Source organism: Prodigiosinella confusarubida, from assembly GCF_002847015.1.
Lineage (GTDB): Bacteria > Pseudomonadota > Gammaproteobacteria > Enterobacterales > Enterobacteriaceae > Prodigiosinella > Prodigiosinella aquatilis.
On sequence record NZ_CP025085.1, the window covers coordinates 486,145 to 508,957 of the forward strand.

Consider the following 22,813-nt stretch of genomic DNA (forward strand, 5'->3'; position numbering starts at 1 on the left):
CACTTTTGCGCAACCATCAGAACCAATCTCGGAACATCGCTGAAAATATCTTTGCGTCTCTCTTCCAAAACACCTTCGGTGTTGTAAGGTTAAGCCTCTCGGGTCATTAGTACTGGTCAGCTCAACGCATCGCTGCGCTTACACACCCAGCCTATCAACGTCTTCGTCTTAAACGTCCCTTCAGGGGCCTCTAAGGCCCAGGGAAGACTCATCTCGGGGCAAGTTTCCCGCTTAGATGCTTTCAGCGGTTATCTCTTCCGCACGTAGCTACCGGGCAATGCAATTGGCATCACAACCCGTACACCAGTGGTGCGTTCACTCCGGTCCTCTCGTACTAGGAGCAACCCCCCTCAATCTTCCAACGCCCACGGCAGATAGGGACCGAACTGTCTCACGACGTTCTAAACCCAGCTCGCGTACCACTTTAAATGGCGAACAGCCATACCCTTGGGACCTACTTCAGCCCCAGGATGTGATGAGCCGACATCGAGGTGCCAAACACCGCCGTCGATATGAACTCTTGGGCGGTATCAGCCTGTTATCCCCGGAGTACCTTTTATCCGTTGAGCGATGGCCCTTCCATTCAGAACCACCGGATCACTAAGACCTGCTTTCGCACCTGCTCGAGCCGTCACTCTCGCAGTCAAGCTAGCTTATGCCTTTGCACTAACCTCCTGATGTCCGACCAGGATTAGCTAACCTTCGTACTCCTCCGTTACTCTTTGGGAGGAGACCGCCCCAGTCAAACTACCCACCAGACACTGTCCGCAACCCGGTTTACGGGCCCACGTTAGAACATCAAACATCAAAGGGTGGTATTTCAAGGTTGGCTCCACGCAGACTGGCGTCCACGCTTCAAAGCCTCCCACCTATCCTACACATCAAGGCTCAAGGTTCAGTGTCAAGCTATAGTAAAGGTTCACGGGGTCTTTCCGTCTTGCCGCGGGTACACTGCATCTTCACAGCGAGTTCAATTTCACTGAGTCTCGGGTGGAGACAGCCTGGCCATCATTACGCCATTCGTGCAGGTCGGAACTTACCCGACAAGGAATTTCGCTACCTTAGGACCGTTATAGTTACGGCCGCCGTTTACCGGGGCTTCGATCAAGAGCTTCGCCTTGCGGCTTACCCCATCAATTAACCTTCCGGCACCGGGCAGGCGTCACACCGTATACGTCCACTTTCGTGTTTGCACAGTGCTGTGTTTTTAGTAAACAGTTGCAGCCAGCTGGTATCTGCGACTGCGCAACGCTCCATCCGCCAGGGACTTCACCTCGCACAGCGTGCCTTCTCCCGAAGTTACGGCACCATTTTGCCTAGTTCCTTCACCCGAGTTCTCTCAAGCGCCTGAGTATTCTCTACCTGACCACCTGTGTCGGTTTGGGGTACGATTCGATGTTACCTGATGCTTAGGGGCTTTTCCTGGAAGCGTGGCATTTGTCACTTCGACACCGTAGTGCCTCGTCATCACGCCTCGGCGTTAATAGCGCTCCGGATTTGCCTGGAGCACCCACCTACACGCTTAAACCGGGACAACCGTCGCCCGGCCAACATAGCCTTCTCCGTCCCCCCTTCGCAGTAACACCCAGTACAGGAATATTAACCTGTTTCCCATCGACTACGCCTTTCGGCCTCGCCTTAGGGGTCGACTCACCCTGCCCCGATTAACGTTGGACAGGAACCCTTGGTCTTCCGGCGTGCGGGTTTTTCACCCGCATTATCGTTACTTATGTCAGCATTCGCACTTCTGATACCTCCAGCAATCCTCACAGACCACCTTCAACGGCTTACAGAACGCTCCCCTACCCAACAACGCCTAAGCGTCGCTGCCGCAGCTTCGGTGCATGGTTTAGCCCCGTTACATCTTCCGCGCAGGCCGACTCGACCAGTGAGCTATTACGCTTTCTTTAAATGATGGCTGCTTCTAAGCCAACATCCTGGCTGTCTGGGCCTTCCCACATCGTTTCCCACTTAACCATGACTTTGGGACCTTAGCTGGCGGTCTGGGTTGTTTCCCTCTTCACGACGGACGTTAGCACCCGCCGTGTGTCTCCCGTGATAACATTCTTCGGTATTCGTAGTTTGCATCGAGTTGGTAAGCCGGGATGGCCCCCTAGTCGAAACAGTGCTCTACCCCCGAAGATGACTTCACGAGGCGCTACCTAAATAGCTTTCGGGGAGAACCAGCTATCTCCCGGTTTGATTGGCCTTTCACCCCCAGCCACAAGTCATCCGCTAATTTTTCAACATTAGTCGGTTCGGTCCTCCAGTTAGTGTTACCCAACCTTCAACCTGCCCATGGCTAGATCACCGGGTTTCGGGTCTATACCTTGCAACTTGACGCCCAGTTAAGACTCGGTTTCCCTGCGGCTCCCCTATTCGGTTAACCTTGCTACAAAATATAAGTCGCTGACCCATTATACAAAAGGTACGCAGTCACCCTGATTAATCAAGGCTCCCACTGCTTGTACGTACACGGTTTCAGGTTCTGTTTCACTCCCCTCGCCGGGGTTCTTTTCGCCTTTCCCTCACGGTACTGGTTCACTATCGGTCAGTCAGGAGTATTTAGCCTTGGAGGATGGTCCCCCCATCTTCAGACAGGATATCTCGTGTCCCGCCCTACTCGTCGAACTCACAGCAAGCGCATCTTTGTGTACGGGACTATCACCCTGTACCGTGCGACTTTCCAGACGCTTCCACTGATGCACAAACTGATTCTGGTTCTGGGCTCTTCCCCGTTCGCTCGCCGCTACTGGGGGAATCTCGGTTGATTTCTTTTCCTCGGGGTACTGAGATGTTTCAGTTCCCCCGGTTCGCCTCATGTCACTATGGATTCATGACATGATAGTGTGTCGAAACACACTGGGTTTCCCCATTCGGGTATCGTCGGGTATAACGGTTCATATCACCTTGCCGACGCTTTTCGCAGATTAGCACGCCCTTCATCGCCTCTGACTGCCTAGGCATCCACCGTGTACGCTTAGTCGCTTAACCTCACAACCCGAAGGTGTTTCTTCTTTTCTGAATGGCTGCGCCTCATGAATACTGCGTTGTGCCGTACTCGGTATGCTCATGGACATCACGTCCACTGCGCTTCCTCCGTGCGGTACGCCTTGTCTTCATCGGGCTCGCTCATTCATCGATTCGGAATATCCGGGATGCGATTATTTGAGAGACTCTGATACAGCCAACTCCCGCCATCAAGGCAGGTTTCGCTGTATCGTTTCAATTTTCAGCTTGTTCCAGATTGTTAAAGAGCAAATAACATAAACCTGACTATCGCTAATCAGCTTTAGGTTATCGTCGACCGTGCCTTTCACCCACTGTCATTTTTGGCGTCCCCTAGGGGATTCGAACCCCTGTTACCGCCGTGAAAGGGCGGTGTCCTAGGCCTCTAGACGAAGGGGACACATCATGTCGGCTTCGCTGACGCGCGCTCTGTTTTCATCAGACAATCTGTGTGAGCACTTCACACAACGGCTATCTTTGGTAAGGAGGTGATCCAACCGCAGGTTCCCCTACGGTTACCTTGTTACGACTTCACCCCAGTCATGAATCACAAAGTGGTAAGCGCCCTCCCGAAGGTTAAGCTACCTACTTCTTTTGCAACCCACTCCCATGGTGTGACGGGCGGTGTGTACAAGGCCCGGGAACGTATTCACCGTAGCATTCTGATCTACGATTACTAGCGATTCCGACTTCATGGAGTCGAGTTGCAGACTCCAATCCGGACTACGACGCACTTTATGAGGTCCGCTTGCCCTCGCGAGTTCGCTTCTCTTTGTATGCGCCATTGTAGCACGTGTGTAGCCCTACTCGTAAGGGCCATGATGACTTGACGTCATCCCCACCTTCCTCCGGTTTATCACCGGCAGTCTCCCTTGAGTTCCCGCCATTACGCGCTGGCAACAAAGGATAAGGGTTGCGCTCGTTGCGGGACTTAACCCAACATTTCACAACACGAGCTGACGACAGCCATGCAGCACCTGTCTCTCAGTTCCCGAAGGCACAAAACTGTCTCCAGTCTCTTCTGAGGATGTCAAGAGTAGGTAAGGTTCTTCGCGTTGCATCGAATTAAACCACATGCTCCACCGCTTGTGCGGGCCCCCGTCAATTCATTTGAGTTTTAACCTTGCGGCCGTACTCCCCAGGCGGTCGACTTAACGCGTTAGCTCCGAAAGCCACGGCTCAAGGCCACAACCTTCAAGTCGACATCGTTTACAGCGTGGACTACCAGGGTATCTAATCCTGTTTGCTCCCCACGCTTTCGCACCTGAGCGTCAGTCTTCGTCCAGGGGGCCGCCTTCGCCACCGGTATTCCTCCAGATCTCTACGCATTTCACCGCTACACCTGGAATTCTACCCCCCTCTACGAGACTCTAGTCTGTCAGTTTTGAATGCAGTTCCCAGGTTAAGCCCGGGGATTTCACATCCAACTTAACAGACCGCCTGCGTGCGCTTTACGCCCAGTCATTCCGATTAACGCTTGCACCCTCCGTATTACCGCGGCTGCTGGCACGGAGTTAGCCGGTGCTTCTTCTGCGGGTAACGTCAATGAAACACTCTGTTAAAGTGCTCCCCTTCCTCCCCGCTGAAAGTACTTTACAACCCGAAGGCCTTCTTCATACACGCGGCATGGCTGCATCAGGGTTTCCCCCATTGTGCAATATTCCCCACTGCTGCCTCCCGTAGGAGTCTGGACCGTGTCTCAGTTCCAGTGTGGCTGGTCATCCTCTCAGACCAGCTAGAGATCGTCGCCTAGGTGAGCCATTACCTCACCTACCAGCTAATCCCATCTGGGTTCATCCAATGGCGTGAGGCCCTAAGGTCCCCCACTTTGGTCTTGCGACGTCATGCGGTATTAGCTACCGTTTCCAGTAGTTATCCCCCTCCATCAGGCAGATCCCCAGACATTACTCACCCGTCCGCCGCTCGCCGGCGGGGAAGCAAGCTTCCCCCCGCTGCCGCTCGACTTGCATGTGTTAGGCCTGCCGCCAGCGTTCAATCTGAGCCATGATCAAACTCTTCAATTTAAGATTTGTTTGATGTGCTTCCGAAGAAGCGATGCTCAAAGAATTTATAACTGTTTATTCGTAATGAATTTACTGTCAGTCACTCTTCAAGTCTTTTCGTATTGATTACGATAGGGTCCTGTGAGTGCCCACACAGATTGTCTGATTATATTGTTAAAGAGCGTTCGTCGCGGCGCTGCCGCTGACGTGAGGTCGCGTATACTACGCCATCCTCTTGCAGAGTCAACGAATAATTCGTTTTTCCCGGCCTGACTCGGCGTTGTGTTGTTCACCAGCACCGGGTCAGTGGAGGCGCATTATAGGGACTTCCTGACAGGCCGCAATAGGTATTTATCACAAAAATGATCGTTTGCTGCATTCCACAGCAAAATGCCGTTTTATACCCTTTTTCGCACAGGGTTATCCACAATACTTTCCAGAACTGAAATTTGACGAGCGTCACGCAAACGTTTTCGCTACAATTCGTCCCCTGATAAAATAGGTGCCCAATATCGAGCGTTACCTGAATATTTATCTAGAAGCCCCCATTTTTGCTTTCTACATACGCAATATTCACGTGGCGCTCTTTACATTACGAACCTAAGCCAAGGGATCAAACCATCATGCAACAACGTCGTCCTATCCACCGCGCTCTGCTCAGTGTTTCAGACAAAGCCGGCATCGTCGAATTTGCTCAGGCACTCTCACAACGAGGTATTGAGCTACTCTCTACTGGTGGTACCGCACATTTGCTGGCCAACGCCGGTCTGCCTGTCACCGAAGTATCGGATTACACCGGATTCCCGGAAATGATGGATGGACGGGTCAAAACACTGCATCCCAAGGTACACGGCGGCATTTTGGGTCGACGCGGTCAGGATGATGGAATTATGGAACAACACGGTATCAAGCCGATCGACATGGTAGTGGTAAACCTTTATCCGTTTGCCCAGACAGTTGCCAGGGAAAATTGCTCACTGGAAGATGCCGTGGAAAATATTGATATCGGTGGCCCAACGATGGTGCGCTCCGCCGCCAAGAACCATAACGACGTGGTCATTGTGGTTAAAAGCAGCGATTACAACACCATTATTCAGGAAATGGATGCCAATCAGGGTTCCCTGACCTATAAAACCCGTTTTGATTTGGCGATTAAAGCCTTTGAACATACCGCTGCGTACGACAGTATGATCGCCAACTATTTTGGCAGCATGGTACCGGCTTACCATGGTGATACCACTCAGCCGTCTGGCCATTTCCCCAGAACACTGAATCTGAACTTCATCAAAAAGCAGGATATGCGCTATGGTGAAAACAGCCACCAACAAGCAGCGTTCTATATAGAAGAGAAAATCTCCGAAGCCTCTGTGGCCACCGCTCAACAGCTACAGGGCAAAGCACTCTCCTACAACAATATTGCAGATATCGATGCAGCGCTAGAATGCGTGAAAGAATTCGACGAACCTGCCTGTGTTATCGTCAAACATGCCAACCCTTGTGGCGTCGCCATCAGTACTTCCATTTTGGATGCTTACGAACGCGCCTATAAAACCGACCCAACCTCAGCCTTTGGCGGCATTATTGCGTTCAACCGTGAGTTGGATGCCGACACAGCTAAAGCCATTATCAGCCGCCAGTTCGTGGAAGTGATCATTGCACCTTCTGCCAGTGAAGAAGCGTTGCAGGTAACTGCCACGAAGCAGAACGTCCGTGTTCTGACCTGCGGACAATGGCAGCAGAAGGTATCCAGTCTGGATTTCAAACGCGTTAATGGCGGCCTGCTGGTGCAAGATCGTGATCTGGGGATGGTGGATGCGTCGCAACTACGCGTAGTAACCAAACGTCAGCCAACCGATGCTGAACTGCGTGATGCGTTGTTCTGCTGGAAAGTCGCCAAATTTGTCAAATCCAATGCGATTGTCTATGCCCGCGACAATATGACCATCGGTATTGGCGCTGGCCAGATGAGCCGTGTTTACTCCGCCAAGATCGCTGGCATCAAAGCCAGTGACGAAGGACTGGAAGTCAAAGGTTCCGTGATGGCATCCGATGCATTCTTCCCGTTCCGCGACGGTATTGATGCCGCTGCCGCAGTGGGTATCTCTTGTGTAATTCAGCCCGGGGGCTCTATTCGTGATGATGAAGTCATTGCATCTGCCAACGAGCACGGAATTGCTATGCTGTTTACCGATATGCGCCACTTCCGTCATTAATCCGGGATTATAACCATGAATATTTTAATTATTGGCAATGGTGGGCGTGAGCACGCGCTGGCCTGGAAAGCCGCTCAGTCATCGCTGTCTGACAAAGTCTATGTGGCTCCGGGTAACGCCGGTACCGCGCTGGAACCAACACTGGAGAACATCAGTATTGCCGCGACGGATATTCCCGCATTGGTGTCTTTCGCCCAGCAAAACGCTATCGGCCTGACCATCGTTGGTCCAGAAGCACCATTGGTGATTGGCATAGTGGATGCTTTCCGTGCTGCGGGATTGAAAATCTTCGGACCGACGCAGGCAGCTGCACAACTGGAGGGATCCAAGGCATTCACCAAAGATTTTCTGGCACGCCATCATATTCCGACAGCGGAGTATCAAAACTTTACCGAAGTTCAGCCAGCACTGGAGTATATCCGCCAACGGGGTGCGCCTATCGTAATCAAAGCAGATGGTTTGGCCGCGGGTAAAGGTGTTATTGTCGCCATGACGCTGGAAGATGCGGAAAATGCTGTAACCGACATGTTGGCAGGCAATGCGTTTGGTGACGCAGGTCACCGTATCGTGGTAGAAGAGTTTCTGGACGGTGAAGAAGCCAGCTTTATCGTTATGGTAGATGGCGAACATGTGCTACCGATGGCGACCAGTCAAGATCATAAGCGAGTTGGTGATAAAGATACTGGCCCCAATACCGGGGGCATGGGCGCTTACTCTCCAGCACCGGTGGTCACGGATGAAATTCACCAGCGCGTCATGGAACAAGTGATTTGGCCAACCGTGCGTGGTATGGCCACCGAAGGAAATGTGTATACCGGTTTTCTGTATGCCGGTTTGATGATCTCCGCCGATGGTCAACCAAAGGTAATTGAATTTAACTGTCGTTTTGGCGATCCGGAAACCCAGCCAATCATGTTGCGCCTGCGTTCTGATTTGGTCGCATTATGCCTGGCCGCCTGTGAAGGCAAGTTAGATAAAACAAGCTCTGATTGGGACGAACGTCCATCTTTAGGGGTGGTACTGGCAGCGGGAGGTTATCCAGCGGATTACCGCACCGGTGACGTGATTAACGGCCTCCCCGCTCAGGAAGTAGCGGATGGGAAAGTCTTTCATGCGGGTACCGTGTTAAACGGTAAAAATGTGGTAACCAATGGTGGTCGAGTCTTATGCGTTACTGCTCTGGGTAATAGCGTGGCAGCTGCACAGCAACGAGCCTACGAGCTGGCGAAAGATATTCATTGGGATGGCTGCTTCTGCCGTCAAGATATCGGTTATCGCGCTATCGACCGCGAAAAAGCCTGATTTATCTTCCAGGTGGGCCCTCTGGGCTCACCTCTCCACCCCACCTCGCGAGCTTCCCATCTCCGCCAAATTTACATCACATTAATTTTGCCAGGGATGTCACTATCTCCGGCTTGGAGATAAATAACGTATGTCACTCCCACATGTCTATGGTTTTGGCAGTAGGTTCCCAACGGCAAAAATCGGTGTTCACCACTAACAACAACTGCGAACCTTCAGGGGACTCCAGCCAGGCAATACTGAGCACACCGGTCGAGTGCTGACGACGTTGGGCAATCCACGACAAAGATGAGCGATCCAGATCCGGGCGTACCAGTTGCCCATTGCAGGTCATTACTTGATTATTCTGCCATATGCCCTGTTTGAGCTGTATATTACCTACCCGCAATGCATCACTTAACTCCAGCATACGTTTGGCATCAAACTGATACAGCGCTATTTCATCCTCAGACAAAGACTCTCGGTGTTCAGGAAATTGACGTTGCATATAGCTGACGGTGCCATTGGCATCAAAACGCAAACGGGTCTCTTCTTTTGGCGGTCCAGATTTACTTTGTTGGATTTCGCGCACGGTACCCTGCTGGAACCGGGAATGGGTAATTTGCGTATTCTGGCCCTGATGCGGACTATAAACCGTCATCAGCGTCGTGACATGTTGCTGAACATCATCTTTACGCCATAAACGCACGACACCGCGATCAGCAAGATATCCTCCCGCATAGAAGTCTGATGGAGGCGAATGGGAACTACAGGCGGTCATCAGCATGACGCCCACCCCAATACAGATGCTGCGAAAGAAAAACAAAAGGGGCATATTCGCCCCTCTGTTTAAACCTTTTCCCAACATACCGTTATTTTACAGCGTCTTTCAATGCTTTACCGGATACAAAAGCAGGCACATTGGCAGCAGCAATTTTGATTTCTTTACCCGTTTGCGGATTGCGGCCAGTGCGCTCATTACGATGATTGACTTTGAAAGTACCAAAACCGACTAATTGTACTGCATCACCTTCTTTCAGAGACTCAGTAATCGCCGCCAGAGTCGCTTCCAACGCTGCTTTGGCGTGAGCCTTAGAAAGGTCAGCTTTATCAGCAATTACATCAATCAGTTGAGTCTTATTCATAAGTTATCCTTACAGTGTGTTTATCACTTGCTAAGCATCGAGTGCGCCGGAAATGCCATAACAGCGATCTCCTGCATACACGCACCGACAGCCACTTTTTTTACGCTCCCCAAATGTAGACCAGACAGGGTGCGGATGTGAAGTCTCACAGGCCATTTCAGGCCTTAAATCACGTTTTACCGTGTTATTGGTATAAATTTATCCCAATATTACTGCTACCGTCCTCACGCAAGTCTGCGCGCAGCCCTTTTATCAATTCTATATCACGCTCTTCGCAGGCTGCCAACAAACGAAAAATCTCCCATTGAATGTCCCATTCCTGTTCAATAGCGGGCAGAATTTTCAGTTCTTCATCTGTCATTTCCCGACCCGCCTGCGTCATTTCCAGCATGGCCACAGTACGAATGGAAGTTTCACTGATAGCAATGGTATGTTCCAGTGTTTCACCGCTTAAACGGGAGTGAACAAGTTCTCCCAAAGCAATACAGGCATCAATCGCGGGGTAAACGCCGTAAATATCATAATTTTCAGCAGACGGGACCGCATCTTCAAGTTTTTCCAACTGATTATCAAAGTTGACTTTGACATCCTTGACCACCAGCGTTTCCCAGACCAGGTCGAGGATACGCCGGTAGACCTGAGCATCACCGAAGCCGGTTTGCTGGCAAAATTCATGATAATTAGGGTACATCCGCTCACAAAGGCATGCCATAAAAGTGACATGTTGCCAACTTTCCAGTTTTTCCAAACGCAAATGAATAGGGTTACGTAACATCGGTCATCTCACATAAATTATGGGCGGGAGTGTACCTGAAATCAGGCCAATGCCCTATTCCTGAATTCCTAAAGTGCGTTTATCAGTATTATTCATCATCACTGCTGCTGCCAGCGCTGGAAGGTCTTCCGATTTGATGCCACGGCATCCGCCCAGCGGGTCGGCTCAGGTAAACGGTAGCCACGAACACAGCGCGTTACCCATGCTAACGCGGTATTGATACTGACGCGATGTCCAGTGGAAACAAACAGCGGATTACAACGTACCTTGCTTCTCCACACCCACCCGATCTGTTCACCATGATCAAACAGCGGCTGCTGGCTGCCCACGGGTTCTTCCAGCGGAGAAAACTGGCCGCATAGCCGGCGCTTCGCCACGCCAATGGTAGGTATATTTACCAGCAGGCCAAAGTGGCTGGCCACACCAAAACGACGGGGATGGGAAATACCGTGACCATCCACAAACAGTAAATCAGGTCGATGTTGCAATTTTTCCCACGCGGCCAGCAGCGCTGGATATTCGCGAAAAGAAAGGAAGCCGGGGATGTAAGGCATGATCGTAGGGATACGGGCAATCTGATATTCCACCAGCATCAGCGACGGATATTCAAGTATCACAATCGCCGCTCGTGTCACCGCGCCTTGCTGCTCGAATCCTACATCAGCACCAGCGATATAAGCAGGTTGCTCAAACGGTAAATTATCACGGCAAATGACCTGTGATGCCTTGTCGAGTTGCTCTTCACGCAGTGCCTGAATATCCATCATGCCATCCGATGATAGGGAGCCGATAACCGATGCACCGCATCAACAAAAATGCCTGGATTTTCAGGCGGCACATCCTGATGAATACCGTGTCCCAGATTGAATACATGGCCACTACCGGAGCCGAATCCATTCAGTATTGTCGCCACTTCCTGCTCGATCCTGGACGGAGAGGCATACAGCATGGAAGGATCCATATTCCCTTGCAGAGCGACACGATTTCCCACCCGATGTCGGGCCTCGGCAATATCGGTGGTCCAATCCAGTCCCAGCGCGTCACAACCAGTACCGGCCATGGCTTCCAGCCATTGACCGCCGCCTTTGGTAAACAGAGTGACCGGTACTCGTCGTCCCTCATGTTCACGCAGCAGTCCATCAACAATTTTATGCATATAATGCAAGGAAAACTCGCGGTAATCTGCACAACTCAGCGCGCCACCCCAGGTATCAAAAATCATCACAGCCTGCACACCGGCCTTAATCTGGGCATTCAGATACAATGTGACGCTATCCGCCAGCTTATCCAGTAACAGATGCAATGTATCCGGTGAGGTAAACATCATTTTCTTAATAACGGTGAAAACTTTACTGCTACCGCCTTCTACCATGTAGGTTGCCAGCGTCCACGGGCTACCGGAAAAACCAATCAGCGGCACGGTACCCGCCAGATTTTTACGGATAGTACGTACCGCATTCATCACGTAGCCCAGTTCCAGTTCAGGATCCGGTACCGGCAATTTTTCCACATCCGCATGACAAGTGATTGGCGAAGTAAATCTCGGCCCTTCACCGGTTTCAAAATAGAGCCCCAGTCCCATGGCATCGGGAACCGTGAGAATATCCGAAAATAGAATGGCCGCATCCAGATTATAACGACGCAGCGGTTGCAACGTCACCTCACAAGCCAGATCGGCATCCTTGCACAGTGACATAAAATCTCCGGCCTGTTCCCGTATAGCACGATATTCAGGCAGATAACGACCTGCCTGACGCATCATCCATACTGGGGTCACATCCACTGGCTGACGTAACAGCGCACGCAAATAGCGATCGTTTTTCAGATCAGTCATATTTTTTCCTTTAGTATCAACTCACTGGCATCGTTATTATTGGCAACCATCTACAACCAAACCGTGTGACCACGAAATTCAGCGCCACCAGGTGTTACGAACCTGTTCAATCGTCAGCCTCGCGGCACAGCACTACGGTATCTTCAATCAGACGACGAGCCACCGTACCCGGTGGCGGTAATTCCGGCAACCGATCATAACGGAACCAGGCTGCATCCCGCAGTTCTGAAGGGTCTGCTTGCAGCTCTCCCCCCGCATATTCCGCCATGAAGGCCATCATCAATGAATGAGGGAACGGCCAAGGCTGGGAGCATACATAGCGCAGATTTTTGACATGGACATGACTCTCTTCCATGACTTCTCGCGCAACTGCCTGCTCCAGCGTTTCACCCACCTCTACAAAACCCGCCAACGTGGTATACATATTGCCGCGATGGCGCAAATGCTGGGCCAGCAGAATTTTATCCTGATGCTGGATGGCCACGATCACACAAGGAGCAATCTGTGGGTAATAACGTTCCTTACAGTGTGAACACAGGCAGGCCAGCTCTGTAGTACTGGTGTGCATTTCATGTCCGCAGTAGCCACAAAAGCGATGCGAACGATAGAACTCAGCCAACTGTACACCCCGTCCCGCCAGATGGAACAGACCGGCATCCTGGCTCAGCAACTGACGCACTGATCCCATGCTGTCCGTCATAGAACGTGATACTAGCCATACCAGCACGCCCTGCCACTCGCCGATCTGGCGGGCGCGAAAATTCTGCAAATCCCATTGCGCGGCGGTTCCCTGCGGCAATTCGCCCTGTGGTAACCAGATCTGATTACCATGGCTGACGACCCACCAGCCGCTTTCATCACCTTTTAGTATCAGTTCCATACTTTTAATGCCTCACTCATTACCAGATTGACATTTTACAGCTATGTTTAATGGATAATTACACTGCTAACAGTCATCATTGATGTATGAAGGGAGTCAATAATGCTAAAGCAACTACAAAGTTTGACTGAGTATGTTGGCGGCAATAATGCGTTAATCGATCAGTGGCTACAAGCTCGTAAGCAGTTACTGATCACTTACTATCACTTGGTCGGCATGAAGCCAAATAAAGAAACCCATACCCGCCTGGATGAAAAAGCGCTGGATGATTTCTGCCATAATCTGGTCGACTATCTTTCAGCTGGCCATTTCCACATTTACGAACGAATGCTACAAGAAGTTGCCCCATTGAATGAAAAAAAGCGAGCGCTCGCCGCACAGCTCGATTCGATATTACAAGGCAACACACAGCAAATCATGGACTTTTATGATAGTCATCTGGTTGCCGCCATCGATCAAGATAACTGTTTCGAATTTCAGCAAACATTATCAAGCGTGGGGGAATCCTTGGCAATGCGCTTTACCCTGGAAGACCACATGATCCGGCTAGTATTTGAACAGTAAATCAGACTGAACTATCGATAGTGCAGGGCGCCTTTTCACCTGATGTAACTTTTTGACACCAGGCCGGGCTCGGCATAAAGTGGTAACGTTTTATCCGCTCCAGCGTTTTGGAGCTATATCTTGTCGGAGTGCCCCGCACATATCATCGTGCATGGGCTGAGACCGTTAATTCGGGATCCGCGGAACCTGATCAGGCTAATACCTGCGAAGGGAACAAGAGTAATTCATTCTGTTGAACCCCAGCGCCATAGGCATTTATCCGGGTTCACACCCTGTCATTACTCCCTCCGAACTCCAGACAAGCAATCTTCCCATTCAGTATTTATAGGAACTTGCTATGTCTACAGAAAAGAAAGCCCCTGGTCGTCGTGAACAACGCGCCGCCGCCCAACAGTTTATTGACACTCTTCGGGGTACCGCATTCCCGAATTCACAGCGAATTTACATTTCTGGCTCACGCGAAGATATCCGTGTTCCCATGCGGGAAATTCAGCTCAGCCCCACCTTGACTGGTGGTAGCCGGGAGAATCCCAGCCATGAACCCAACGAGCCCGTCCCCGTCTATGATACGGCTGGCCCATATGGCGACCCTGCCGCTACACCAGACGTTCACCTCGGCCTGGAAAAAGTCCGGGCCGCCTGGATAGCCGAGCGCAACGACACACAAGCGCTTTCTCAGGTCAGTTCTGGTTTTACCCAGCAACGCCTGGCCGATGCAGGATTGGATCATCTGCGGTTTGAACAATTGCCGCAGCCGCAGTGTGCCAAAACCGGCAAGCGGGTAACGCAACTGCATTATGCTCGTCAGGGGATCGTCACACCCGAAATGGAATTCATTGCCATCCGTGAAAATATGGGGCGTGAACGTATCCACAGTGAGGTGCTGCGCCAGCAACACCCCGGCCAAAGCTTCGGTGCCAACTTGCCCGACAGTATCACCCCGGAATTTGTACGTCAGGAAGTTGCCGCCGGACGCGCCATTATTCCCGCCAATATCAATCATCCCGAGTCAGAACCGATGATTATCGGCCGTAATTTTCTGGTGAAGGTCAATGCCAATATCGGTAACTCCGCCGTGACATCGTCCATCGAAGAAGAAGTGGAAAAGCTGGTGTGGTCAACGCGCTGGGGTGCGGACACCGTGATGGATTTGTCCACCGGACGTTATATTCATGAAACTCGTGAGTGGATACTACGTAACAGCCCGGTTCCCATTGGTACGGTACCTATTTATCAAGCTCTGGAAAAAGTTAATGGCGTTGCGGAAAATCTGACCTGGGAAATGTTCCGCGACACACTGCTGGAACAGGCAGAACAAGGCGTTGACTATTTCACCATCCATGCTGGGGTGCTGCTGCGCTATGTGCCGATGACCGCCAAACGCCTGACGGGCATTGTCTCTCGCGGTGGCTCCATCATGGCGAAATGGTGTCTTTCTCATCATCAGGAAAATTTCCTGTATCAGCACTTTCGTGAAATTTGTGAACTCTGTGCAGCCTATGATGTATCCCTGTCATTGGGTGATGGTCTTCGCCCTGGCTCTATTCAGGACGCCAACGATGAAGCCCAGTTCGCCGAGCTCCACACACTGGGTGAGCTGACCAAAATCGCCTGGGAATATGACGTTCAGGTCATGATTGAAGGCCCCGGTCATGTGCCGATGCAAATGATCCGCCGCAACATGACTGAAGAGCTGGAGCATTGCCATGAAGCGCCGTTCTACACGCTCGGCCCACTCACCACCGATATTGCACCGGGCTATGATCATTTCACCTCCGGTATTGGTGCGGCCATGATTGGCTGGTTCGGTTGCGCCATGCTGTGTTATGTCACGCCAAAAGAGCATTTGGGATTGCCAAACAAGGATGATGTCAAGCAAGGGCTGATTACCTACAAGATCGCCGCCCACGCGGCCGACCTGGCCAAAGGCCACCCTGGCGCACAGATCCGCGACAACGCCATGTCAAAAGCACGCTTTGAATTTCGCTGGGACGATCAGTTTAATCTGGCGCTCGATCCGCAAACCGCACGCGCTTATCACGACGAAACCCTGCCGCAGGAATCCGGCAAAGTGGCCCATTTCTGCTCCATGTGCGGCCCCAAATTCTGCTCGATGAAGATTTCTCAGGAAGTACGTGATTACGCCGCGCAGCAGGAAGCCGTGGCCCAGCCCATTGATGTCGGGATGGCGCAGATGTCAGCAGAATTCCGTGCCCGCGGCAGCGAGCTATACCACACTGCCACCAGTCTGCCACAGGAGGAATCCTGATGAGCCGCGTCTTTCCCTCCACCGCAGAACAGCTCGGGCTCTATCCGGTGGTGGACAGCGTGTTGTGGATCAACCGCCTGCTGAACGCCGGTGTGAAAACCATTCAGTTGCGGATCAAAGACCTGTCGAACGATCAGGTAGAGCCAGAGGTGATTCAGGCAATCAACCTGGGACGACAATTTCAGGCACGGCTGTTCATCAATGACTATTGGCGACTGGCGATCAAACATCAGGCTTATGGCGTCCATCTGGGACAGGAAGATCTGGATACTGCTGATCTCGCCGCCATTCATCAGGCTGGTCTGCGGTTGGGTGTTTCCACCCATGATGATACCGAGCTGGAACGCGCTGTTGCCGTCAATCCTTCCTACATCGCATTAGGACACATCTTCCCAACGCAAACCAAAGCCATGCCGTCATCACCACAGGGTCTGCCTGAACTGACCCGGCACATCAGCGCACTCCAGGGGCGTTTTCCCACGGTTGCCATTGGCGGTATCAGTGTCGATAAGGTTCCTGCCGTACTGGCGACCGGCGTTGGCAGCATCGCGGTAGTCAGTGCCATTACCCAGGCACCGGACTGGCGTCAGGCAACCACCACATTACTTCGGATGATTGAAGGACGGGAGAAATAACGTGTTAAACGATCAGGAGTTTATGCGTTATAGCCGCCAGTTACTGCTAGAGGACGTCGGCGCTGAAGGTCAAAAAAAGCTCGCGGCCGCCTGCGTGTTGCTGGTAGGTATGGGTGGACTCGGTTCACCTGCGGCTCTGTATCTGGCCGCGGCAGGGGTGGGTAAGCTATTGCTGGCGGATAGTGACGAGCTGCATATTTCCAATCTTCAACGACAAATTCTCTACCGCACTCGTGATATTTCCCAACCCAAAGCCATGCTGGCTCAGCGTCAGTTGCAGGCGCTGAATCCCACGATTACCTGTGTGGCGCTTAACCGACGGCTGGAAAACGGTGTCCTGCAACAAGCGGTAGCGAAAGCCGATCTGATACTGGACTGTAGTGACAACATGGCCACTCGCCATGCTGTCAATGCCGCCTGCGTTGCAGCAGAGAAAACCCTGATCAGTGCCAGTGCGGTAGGACTCAGCGGTCAACTACTGGTGCTGACGCCGCCTTATGCTCACGGCTGCTATGCCTGTCTGTATCCAGATGCCAGCGAACCGCAGCGTAACTGCCGTACCGCTGGGGTATTAGGTCCGGTGGTTGGCGTAATGGGCACATTACAGGCGCTGGAGGCTATCAAACTACTGTGTGGCCTGCCCTCTCCACTCAACGGCAAACTGCGCTTATTCGATGCCCGGCAGCATAGCTGGAGCACATTACAACTAACGCCTTCTCCAACGTGCCCGATATGCGGAGACCATCCATGAAAATCCGGCTCAATGAAGAAACGTTGGAACTGGAAAAACCCGTAAACATTGAACAGTTGCTCAATCAGCTGAACCGCCTCCAGCCCGGTACAGCACTGGCCATCAATCAGATCATCATTCCACGCAGTGCCTGGCATCAACATCAGGTACAGGAAGGGGATGACATTTTGCTTTTTCAGGCGATAGCAGGAGGATGAATGCTACATATTGCCGATACAACATTTTCATCCCGGTTACTGACCGGTACCGGGAAATTTGCCAGCGCGGAACTGATGCTGGAAGCGTTGCAAGCTTCCGGATCGCAATTGGTGACAATGGCGATGAAACGCGTGGATCTGACGGGCGGTAACGACGCTATTCTGGCCCCTTTACGACAGTTGGGCGTGAGACTGCTTCCCAATACGTCCGGTGCCAAAACCGCAGACGAAGCCATATTTGCTGCTCATTTGGCACGTGAAGCGTTAGGTACTCACTGGGTGAAGCTGGAGATTCATCCAGATATGAGGTACCTGTTACCCGACCCGATAGAAACCCTGAAGGCAGCAGAACAGCTGGTCAAAGAGGGGTTTGTGGTACTCCCATACTGTGCTGCCGATCCGGTGCTATGTAAGCGTCTGGAGGAGGTGGGTTGTGCCGCGGTCATGCCGCTGGGGGCGCCGATCGGTTCGAACCAGGGTCTACAGACCCGCGATTTTCTACGCATCATCATCGAACAGGCACGGGTGCCGGTAGTGGTGGATGCTGGCATTGGCGCCCCCAGTCATGCCGCAGAAGCTATCGAGATCGGCGCCGATGCGGTGCTGGTGAATACCGCCATCGCTGTAGCCCGCGACCCGGTAAACATGGCGCAGGCGTTTCGGTTGGCGATAGAAGCCGGAACGTTGGCACGGCAAGCAGGTTTGGGCCGCCGTCAACAGGTTGCCAGCGCTACCAGTCCGTTGACCCATTTTCTGCAACAGACAACAGAGGCAGTTGGCTAATGGAAACCCATTTTCAACAACGTTGGCAACAGTTGCACTGGGATGACCTGACACTGCGGATTAACAGCCAAACAGCCGCCGATGTGGAACGGGCATTGACAGCAGACCAACTCAGCCGCGATGACTTTATGGCACTGATCTCTCCAGCCGCCAGGCACTATCTCGAACCATTGGCACAGCGTGCCCAACAGTTAACCCGCCAGCGATTCGGCAATACCGTCAGCTTTTATGTACCACTGTATCTCTCTAATCTGTGCTCCAATGATTGTACTTACTGCGGTTTTTCCATGAGCAACCACCTCAAGCGCAAAACGCTGAATGAAGAAGAAATTCTGCGTGAATGTTTGGCAATCAAAGAAATGGGGTTCAATCACCTGCTGCTGGTGACGGGCGAACATCAGCGGAAGGTGGGAATGGATTATTTTCGCCAGGTATTCCCGATCATCCGCCCGCATTTCAGTTCACTGATGATGGAAGTGCAACCGTTGAATCAGGCTGAATATGCGGAACTGAAAATGCTGGGGCTGGATGGCGTCATGGTGTATCAGGAAACTTATCATCCATCGACTTACGCTCAACATCATCTGCGCGGCCAGAAACAAGACTTCAGTTGGCGACTGGATACACCAGATCGACTGGGTAACGCCGGGATCGACAAGATCGGATTAGGCGCGTTGATCGGTCTTTCCGATAGCTGGCGTACTGACTGCTATATGGTGGCCGAACACCTGCTGTATTTGCAGCAAACCTACTGGCGGAGCCGCTATTCAATCTCCTTCCCGCGTTTACGCCCTTGTGCCGGAGGTATTGAACCTGCGTCAATTATGGATGAAGCCCAGTTAATGCAGGTCATCTGTGCGTTTCGCCTACTTTCTCCAGATATTGAGCTCTCCCTCTCAACCCGGGAATCATCGTTCTTCCGTGACCACATGGTTCCAATCGCCATCAACAACGTCAGCGCCTTCTCCAAAACCCAACCGGGTGGCTACGCGGACAATCATCCAGAGCTGGAGCAGTTTACGCCCCATGATGGTCGACGCCCGGAAGAGGTGGCTGCCGCCATTGTCAAGGCGGGTTTACAACCGGTCTGGAAAGACTGGGAAGGGTATCTGGGCCGACCGACCACACACCAGTAATGCCAGAACGGCAATGTTACGGGGCGCTGACGCCCCGTGTATTACCCTACGGTTATCACAGGATTGTTCATCATTTCGGCAATCACGTTCCCCAGCCTGACGATACCCTCCTCACGCTCTGGCGTGAGCGGCATGGCATAGCTCAACCGCAGGCAATGACGATACTTGCCAGCCACAGAAAACAGTGACCCTTCATAAACCCTGATTTTCTCGCTGACCAGCCGTTGGTTCAGCCGCACGCCATCAAACGTTTCCGGAAACTCAATCCACAGCACAAATCCACCTTGTGGTCGGCTGATACAGACCTTCTCCGGAAACGTGTGCCTCACCCGGTTGACAAAACTTCCCAGGTTACGTTGATAAAGCGCACGCATGCGGCGCAAATGTGGCATGTAATGCCCTTGCCGAATAAACTCTGCCACGGCCTGTTGAGGACAAATGGCAACAGACCCGGTACTGGTGTATTTCATGTGTAGCGCTCGATCCAGATAGCGCCCCGGAACTATCCATCCCACTCGCAGACCAGGCGCCAACATTTTTGAAAACGAGCTGCACAACAGGACTCGCCCCTCATAATCCAAAGATTTCAGGGTGATCGGGCGCGGGTAGTCATATGCCAGTTCACCATACACATCATCCTCAATGATGGCGATATCATAGCGCTGCGCCAACGTCATCAATGCCCGCTTGCGGTGTTCCGGCATAATAAATCCCAGCGGATTATTACAATTCGGTACCGTCAGCACCGCTTTCACCGGCCATTGCTCCAGCGCCAACTCCAATGCTTCAAGGCTCATCCCTTGAGAAAAATCAGTGGGAATTTCAATAACCTTAATGCCAAAACCACACAGTATCTGCATGATGCCATGAAATACCGGCGACTCAATAGCCACAATATCACCGGGGTTACACACGGACCGAACCGCTATGGACAGCGCTTGCGTACAACCATTGGTGATAACAATATCCTGTTCAGACAACTGACAGCCACTATCAATCATCAACCGGGCAATCTGTTCACGCAGCCGCGGTAACCCATGCAGACTGTCATAGTTCAGCATGGAGATATCCTGTTTTTGCCCAATACGGCTAATATTCTTCCATAACGGCTTAAGTGTGGTCGGCGTGAGGTCGGGAATACTGCCGCCCAATTGCAGAATATCGGGATCAGAACGGGAACAGATCTGTTCCAGTACCGAATCCCACGTAGTGATTTCCACCGGGCGCTGTACCGGTCGCGTCATGGCAGGAATGGGGGCCACCGCCATACGTGGCTTCACAAAGTAGCCAGAACGCGGCAGTGGCACGATTAATTGCTTCTCTTCCAGCAAATGGTACGCCTGCTGGACGGTACTAATACTGACACCATGCTCCTGACTCAGTGAGCGCACTGACGGCAAACGTTCACCACACTGATACAACCCTTGTTCAATTCGCTGTATCAATATGGTGGCCAGAAATTGATATCGCGTCATCTGTATCCTCCGAATAAATAGAAATAAGAAAAAACAATACAGATAAGCTCCCAAACAACCGTTCAGATACGGTATCGCGCATTTTGTATCATAAATAAAGTAAATTTCTGAATCTGTATCAATTCCAATCTCTCCTGCATGATGGCAGTCAACCAGCGACAGGGGAGAAAAACCATGACAAAACGATTTATTACCCGGCTACGCATACACTTGAGCCTGAGCATGCTTTATCAGCTCTGGCGGCACCGAAAGGCACAAGCTGAATCAAAAAAACTACTGTTGAGCATGAATGATGACCGTCTAAAAGATATTGGTCTAACACGCGCAGATATACACAACCTGTTCTCGTCAAGAAAAGACCGTTAAATCGTGCTGACTGTATGCAGTTACAGATTTACAAGCTACAAGACAGCTGGCATGGAGAAGATCGAACTGACAAGACAGGAAGTTGTTCGACGGTGATAATCTGATACAAACGGTAGTTATGTTCTTGCACAAAGGAAACGTCCAGCTTGTGCGGCGTAACGCAACACACTGAAACATTTTCAGACAATCGGTTTTTCTGTACAGCACGATATGCAAGGCAACAAACGGCATCTCGCACCACACCGTGCTCATGGCTACAGTGGGCACGCTGGTAAAACGTGCACCAGCCGGGGCGAACAGTCCGGGCGTCCCGCTCACCAGACCGCCGATACAGGTTCGCCTGTATCGGCCCTTCCCGTCCATAATCAGACAGAGCTACTCAATAGGATAGCCGGGCATAGCCCAGACAGAGGGCCAGTCTCCCGGTTGCCCGCCATTGCATTCAGGCTGATAGTTATAAGCGACCAGTTGGAAGTTTTTACCGTCAAACACCCACTGCGCACTCTCACCACAATCCGCAATACCGCGCCCTTTGGCGGAGTAGTACAGCATGCCGATTTCCGGATCGTACTCCGCTTCAGTGAACCAGCGAATTTTGTCATCCTGACTGTCCGCTATTTTTATAGGTCGCGACAATACCAGTAATTGCGCACCCTGCGGATTATTGCGTGGTGTGACAAACAGCATGCTGGAAGATTGATAAGCGCCCATACCACAGTTCAGCATGACCAACGCCAACTCATTGGTCAGCGGTTCTGCTTCACTCAATGCACGAGCCTCTTTGCTCAAACCACAACCTTCTTCTTCCAGAATGGATCTTTTAGCCGCGACTACCGCATCGATAAGTTCGTCAGTTTTCACCAACGGCGGCGGTTGAATATAAGCAGGGTTGATATCCTGACTCACCGGCACGGCGGGAACAGATGAAACGTCACCATCTCCCACTTGCAGTAATGCACTACGGTTATTTAACCGTCCTTGTCGTTCATCCACCAGCAATAATGCGGCATTTAAACCCGTCAGGGAGATTGCTTCTTCTTCACTGGTGTTATCTGCAGACAACGTTAACCATTTGGCATTTTTAGTCGCCTGAACAAAGCGCTGAATGACATCAAGTTGCTCGGTATGTACATAGAAGGCTCCCTCTTCTTCATCTGGCTGCCACGCAGGTTGAGTCAATGGGAACCGCACACCATCCATAAAAAGCGCCTGCCGTTTGTCCGCCAAATCAAAATCCAGGGAGATTTTTCCTTGTGGGCCTGATTCACGCTTGAGTGTAACGCGTAGGTAAGCATCACTATTCCTGACATCACAATCATTCAGGTTATTGCAGGTCACCTGCCAATGTTTGAACATCTTTTGTATTGGCTTTACCCCTTGCCAGGGAGACGGAGATGTCGTGACGTTCTGGGCGTTAACCGGGCTGATAATCAACTGAGTCAGTAATATGACAAAAAGTATTGTTTTTAATCGCATTGAACATGCCTTTTTGATGCG

18 protein-coding genes, 1 tRNA gene, 2 rRNA genes and 1 riboswitch are annotated in these 22,813 nt (G+C 51.7%); of the genes, 10 read left to right on the forward strand and 11 right to left on the reverse strand.

Annotated elements, in window-relative coordinates; all coding sequences use genetic code 11:
• Positions 1-85 precede the first annotated feature (85 nt).
• The 3 genes from CWC46_RS02240 to CWC46_RS02250 form a co-directional block, all read right to left on the reverse strand.
• A 23S ribosomal RNA gene (locus CWC46_RS02240) occupies positions 86-2,994 on the reverse strand.
• A 339-nt stretch (positions 2,995-3,333) separates the two neighbouring features.
• Positions 3,334-3,409 (reverse strand) — tRNA-Glu (locus tag CWC46_RS02245).
• Positions 3,410-3,490: 81 nt separating this feature from the next.
• A 16S ribosomal RNA gene (locus CWC46_RS02250) occupies positions 3,491-5,033 on the reverse strand.
• Together the 16S and 23S rRNA genes with 1 tRNA gene alongside form the textbook arrangement of a ribosomal RNA operon.
• A 602-nt stretch (positions 5,034-5,635) precedes the next feature.
• Here CWC46_RS02250 and purH point away from each other — a divergent pair.
• Both purH and purD read left to right on the forward strand, forming a co-directional pair.
• A complete protein-coding gene (gene purH, locus CWC46_RS02255) occupies positions 5,636-7,225 on the forward strand; it encodes a bifunctional phosphoribosylaminoimidazolecarboxamide formyltransferase/IMP cyclohydrolase (RefSeq protein WP_021014071.1) in 1,590 nt (529 codons plus the stop codon).
• A 15-nt stretch (positions 7,226-7,240) separates the two neighbouring features.
• The gene (gene purD, locus CWC46_RS02260; RefSeq protein ID WP_021014070.1) at positions 7,241-8,527 is read left to right on the forward strand and encodes a phosphoribosylamine--glycine ligase; all 1,287 of its coding nucleotides are present in this window, start codon (positions 7,241-7,243) and stop codon (positions 8,525-8,527) included.
• A gap of 133 nt (positions 8,528-8,660) precedes the next feature.
• Here purD and CWC46_RS02265 read toward each other — a convergent pair whose 3' ends face one another.
• From CWC46_RS02265 to nudC, 6 genes are all read right to left on the reverse strand, one after another.
• On the reverse strand, positions 8,661-9,374 hold the full coding sequence (locus CWC46_RS02265; RefSeq protein ID WP_037380499.1) for a DUF1481 domain-containing protein: 714 nt from the start codon (positions 9,372-9,374) through the stop codon (positions 8,661-8,663).
• A 4-nt stretch (positions 9,375-9,378) separates the two neighbouring features.
• Entirely contained in the window at positions 9,379-9,651 is a 273-nt protein-coding gene (gene hupA / locus CWC46_RS02270) for a nucleoid-associated protein HU-alpha (protein WP_021014068.1), read from the reverse strand.
• 184 nt (positions 9,652-9,835) lie between these two features.
• Complete coding sequence (locus CWC46_RS02275; RefSeq protein WP_021014067.1) at positions 9,836-10,426, reverse strand: YjaG family protein; 591 nt, start codon at positions 10,424-10,426, stop codon at positions 9,836-9,838.
• A 98-nt stretch (positions 10,427-10,524) separates the two neighbouring features.
• Positions 10,525-11,193 (reverse strand): deoxyribonuclease V, encoded by a 669-nt coding sequence (gene nfi, locus CWC46_RS02280; protein WP_037380496.1) that lies wholly within the window; start codon positions 11,191-11,193, stop codon positions 10,525-10,527.
• A complete protein-coding gene (gene hemE, locus CWC46_RS02285; protein WP_021014065.1) occupies positions 11,190-12,260 on the reverse strand; it encodes a uroporphyrinogen decarboxylase in 1,071 nt (356 codons plus the stop codon). Before hemE ends, nfi begins: the two co-directional genes overlap by 4 nt.
• A gap of 106 nt (positions 12,261-12,366) precedes the next feature.
• A complete protein-coding gene (gene nudC / locus CWC46_RS02290) occupies positions 12,367-13,140 on the reverse strand; it encodes an NAD(+) diphosphatase (protein WP_021014064.1) in 774 nt (257 codons plus the stop codon).
• Between the two features lie 102 nt (positions 13,141-13,242).
• Between nudC and CWC46_RS02295 the strand changes: the two genes are divergently transcribed.
• The 7 genes from CWC46_RS02295 (at position 13,243) to thiH (ending at position 19,475) form a co-directional block, all read left to right on the forward strand.
• Positions 13,243-13,704 (forward strand): Rsd/AlgQ family anti-sigma factor, encoded by a 462-nt coding sequence (locus CWC46_RS02295; protein ID WP_021014063.1) that lies wholly within the window; start codon positions 13,243-13,245, stop codon positions 13,702-13,704.
• Between the two features lie 114 nt (positions 13,705-13,818).
• A riboswitch (TPP riboswitch) is annotated at positions 13,819-13,934 on the forward strand.
• Positions 13,935-14,041: 107 nt separating this feature from the next.
• Positions 14,042-15,973, forward strand: coding sequence for a phosphomethylpyrimidine synthase ThiC (gene thiC, locus CWC46_RS02300; RefSeq protein ID WP_021014062.1), 1,932 nt, complete (start codon positions 14,042-14,044; stop codon positions 15,971-15,973).
• Positions 15,973-16,608: a thiamine phosphate synthase gene (gene thiE, locus CWC46_RS02305; protein WP_021014061.1), complete on the forward strand. Its 636-nt coding sequence runs from the start codon at positions 15,973-15,975 to the stop codon at positions 16,606-16,608. Before thiC ends, thiE begins: the two co-directional genes overlap by 1 nt.
• 1 nt (position 16,609) lies before the next feature.
• Positions 16,610-17,359 (forward strand): HesA/MoeB/ThiF family protein, encoded by a 750-nt coding sequence (locus tag CWC46_RS02310; protein WP_021014060.1) that lies wholly within the window; start codon positions 16,610-16,612, stop codon positions 17,357-17,359.
• Entirely contained in the window at positions 17,356-17,556 is a 201-nt protein-coding gene (gene thiS / locus CWC46_RS02315; RefSeq protein ID WP_021014059.1) for a sulfur carrier protein ThiS, read from the forward strand. Before CWC46_RS02310 ends, thiS begins: the two co-directional genes overlap by 4 nt.
• Positions 17,557-18,339, forward strand: coding sequence for a thiazole synthase (locus tag CWC46_RS02320; protein ID WP_021014058.1), 783 nt, complete (start codon positions 17,557-17,559; stop codon positions 18,337-18,339). It abuts the gene before it with no gap.
• Positions 18,339-19,475, forward strand: a complete 1,137-nt coding sequence (gene thiH / locus CWC46_RS02325) for a 2-iminoacetate synthase ThiH (RefSeq protein WP_021014057.1) — start codon at positions 18,339-18,341, stop codon at positions 19,473-19,475. Before CWC46_RS02320 ends, thiH begins: the two co-directional genes overlap by 1 nt.
• Before the next feature lie 41 nt (positions 19,476-19,516).
• On the opposite strand, the gene CWC46_RS02330 is transcribed toward thiH, so the two are convergent.
• Positions 19,517-20,950 (reverse strand): aminotransferase-like domain-containing protein, encoded by a 1,434-nt coding sequence (locus CWC46_RS02330; protein ID WP_021014056.1) that lies wholly within the window; start codon positions 20,948-20,950, stop codon positions 19,517-19,519.
• 222 nt (positions 20,951-21,172) lie between these two features.
• On the opposite strand from CWC46_RS02330, the gene CWC46_RS23570 reads away from it, so the two are divergent.
• Positions 21,173-21,316, forward strand: a complete 144-nt coding sequence (locus tag CWC46_RS23570) for a YjiS-like domain-containing protein (protein ID WP_416354392.1) — start codon at positions 21,173-21,175, stop codon at positions 21,314-21,316.
• 375 nt (positions 21,317-21,691) lie between these two features.
• On the opposite strand, the gene CWC46_RS02340 is transcribed toward CWC46_RS23570, so the two are convergent.
• On the reverse strand, positions 21,692-22,792 hold the full coding sequence (locus tag CWC46_RS02340; protein ID WP_021014054.1) for a DUF1176 domain-containing protein: 1,101 nt from the start codon (positions 22,790-22,792) through the stop codon (positions 21,692-21,694).
• Positions 22,793-22,813 lie beyond the last annotated feature (21 nt).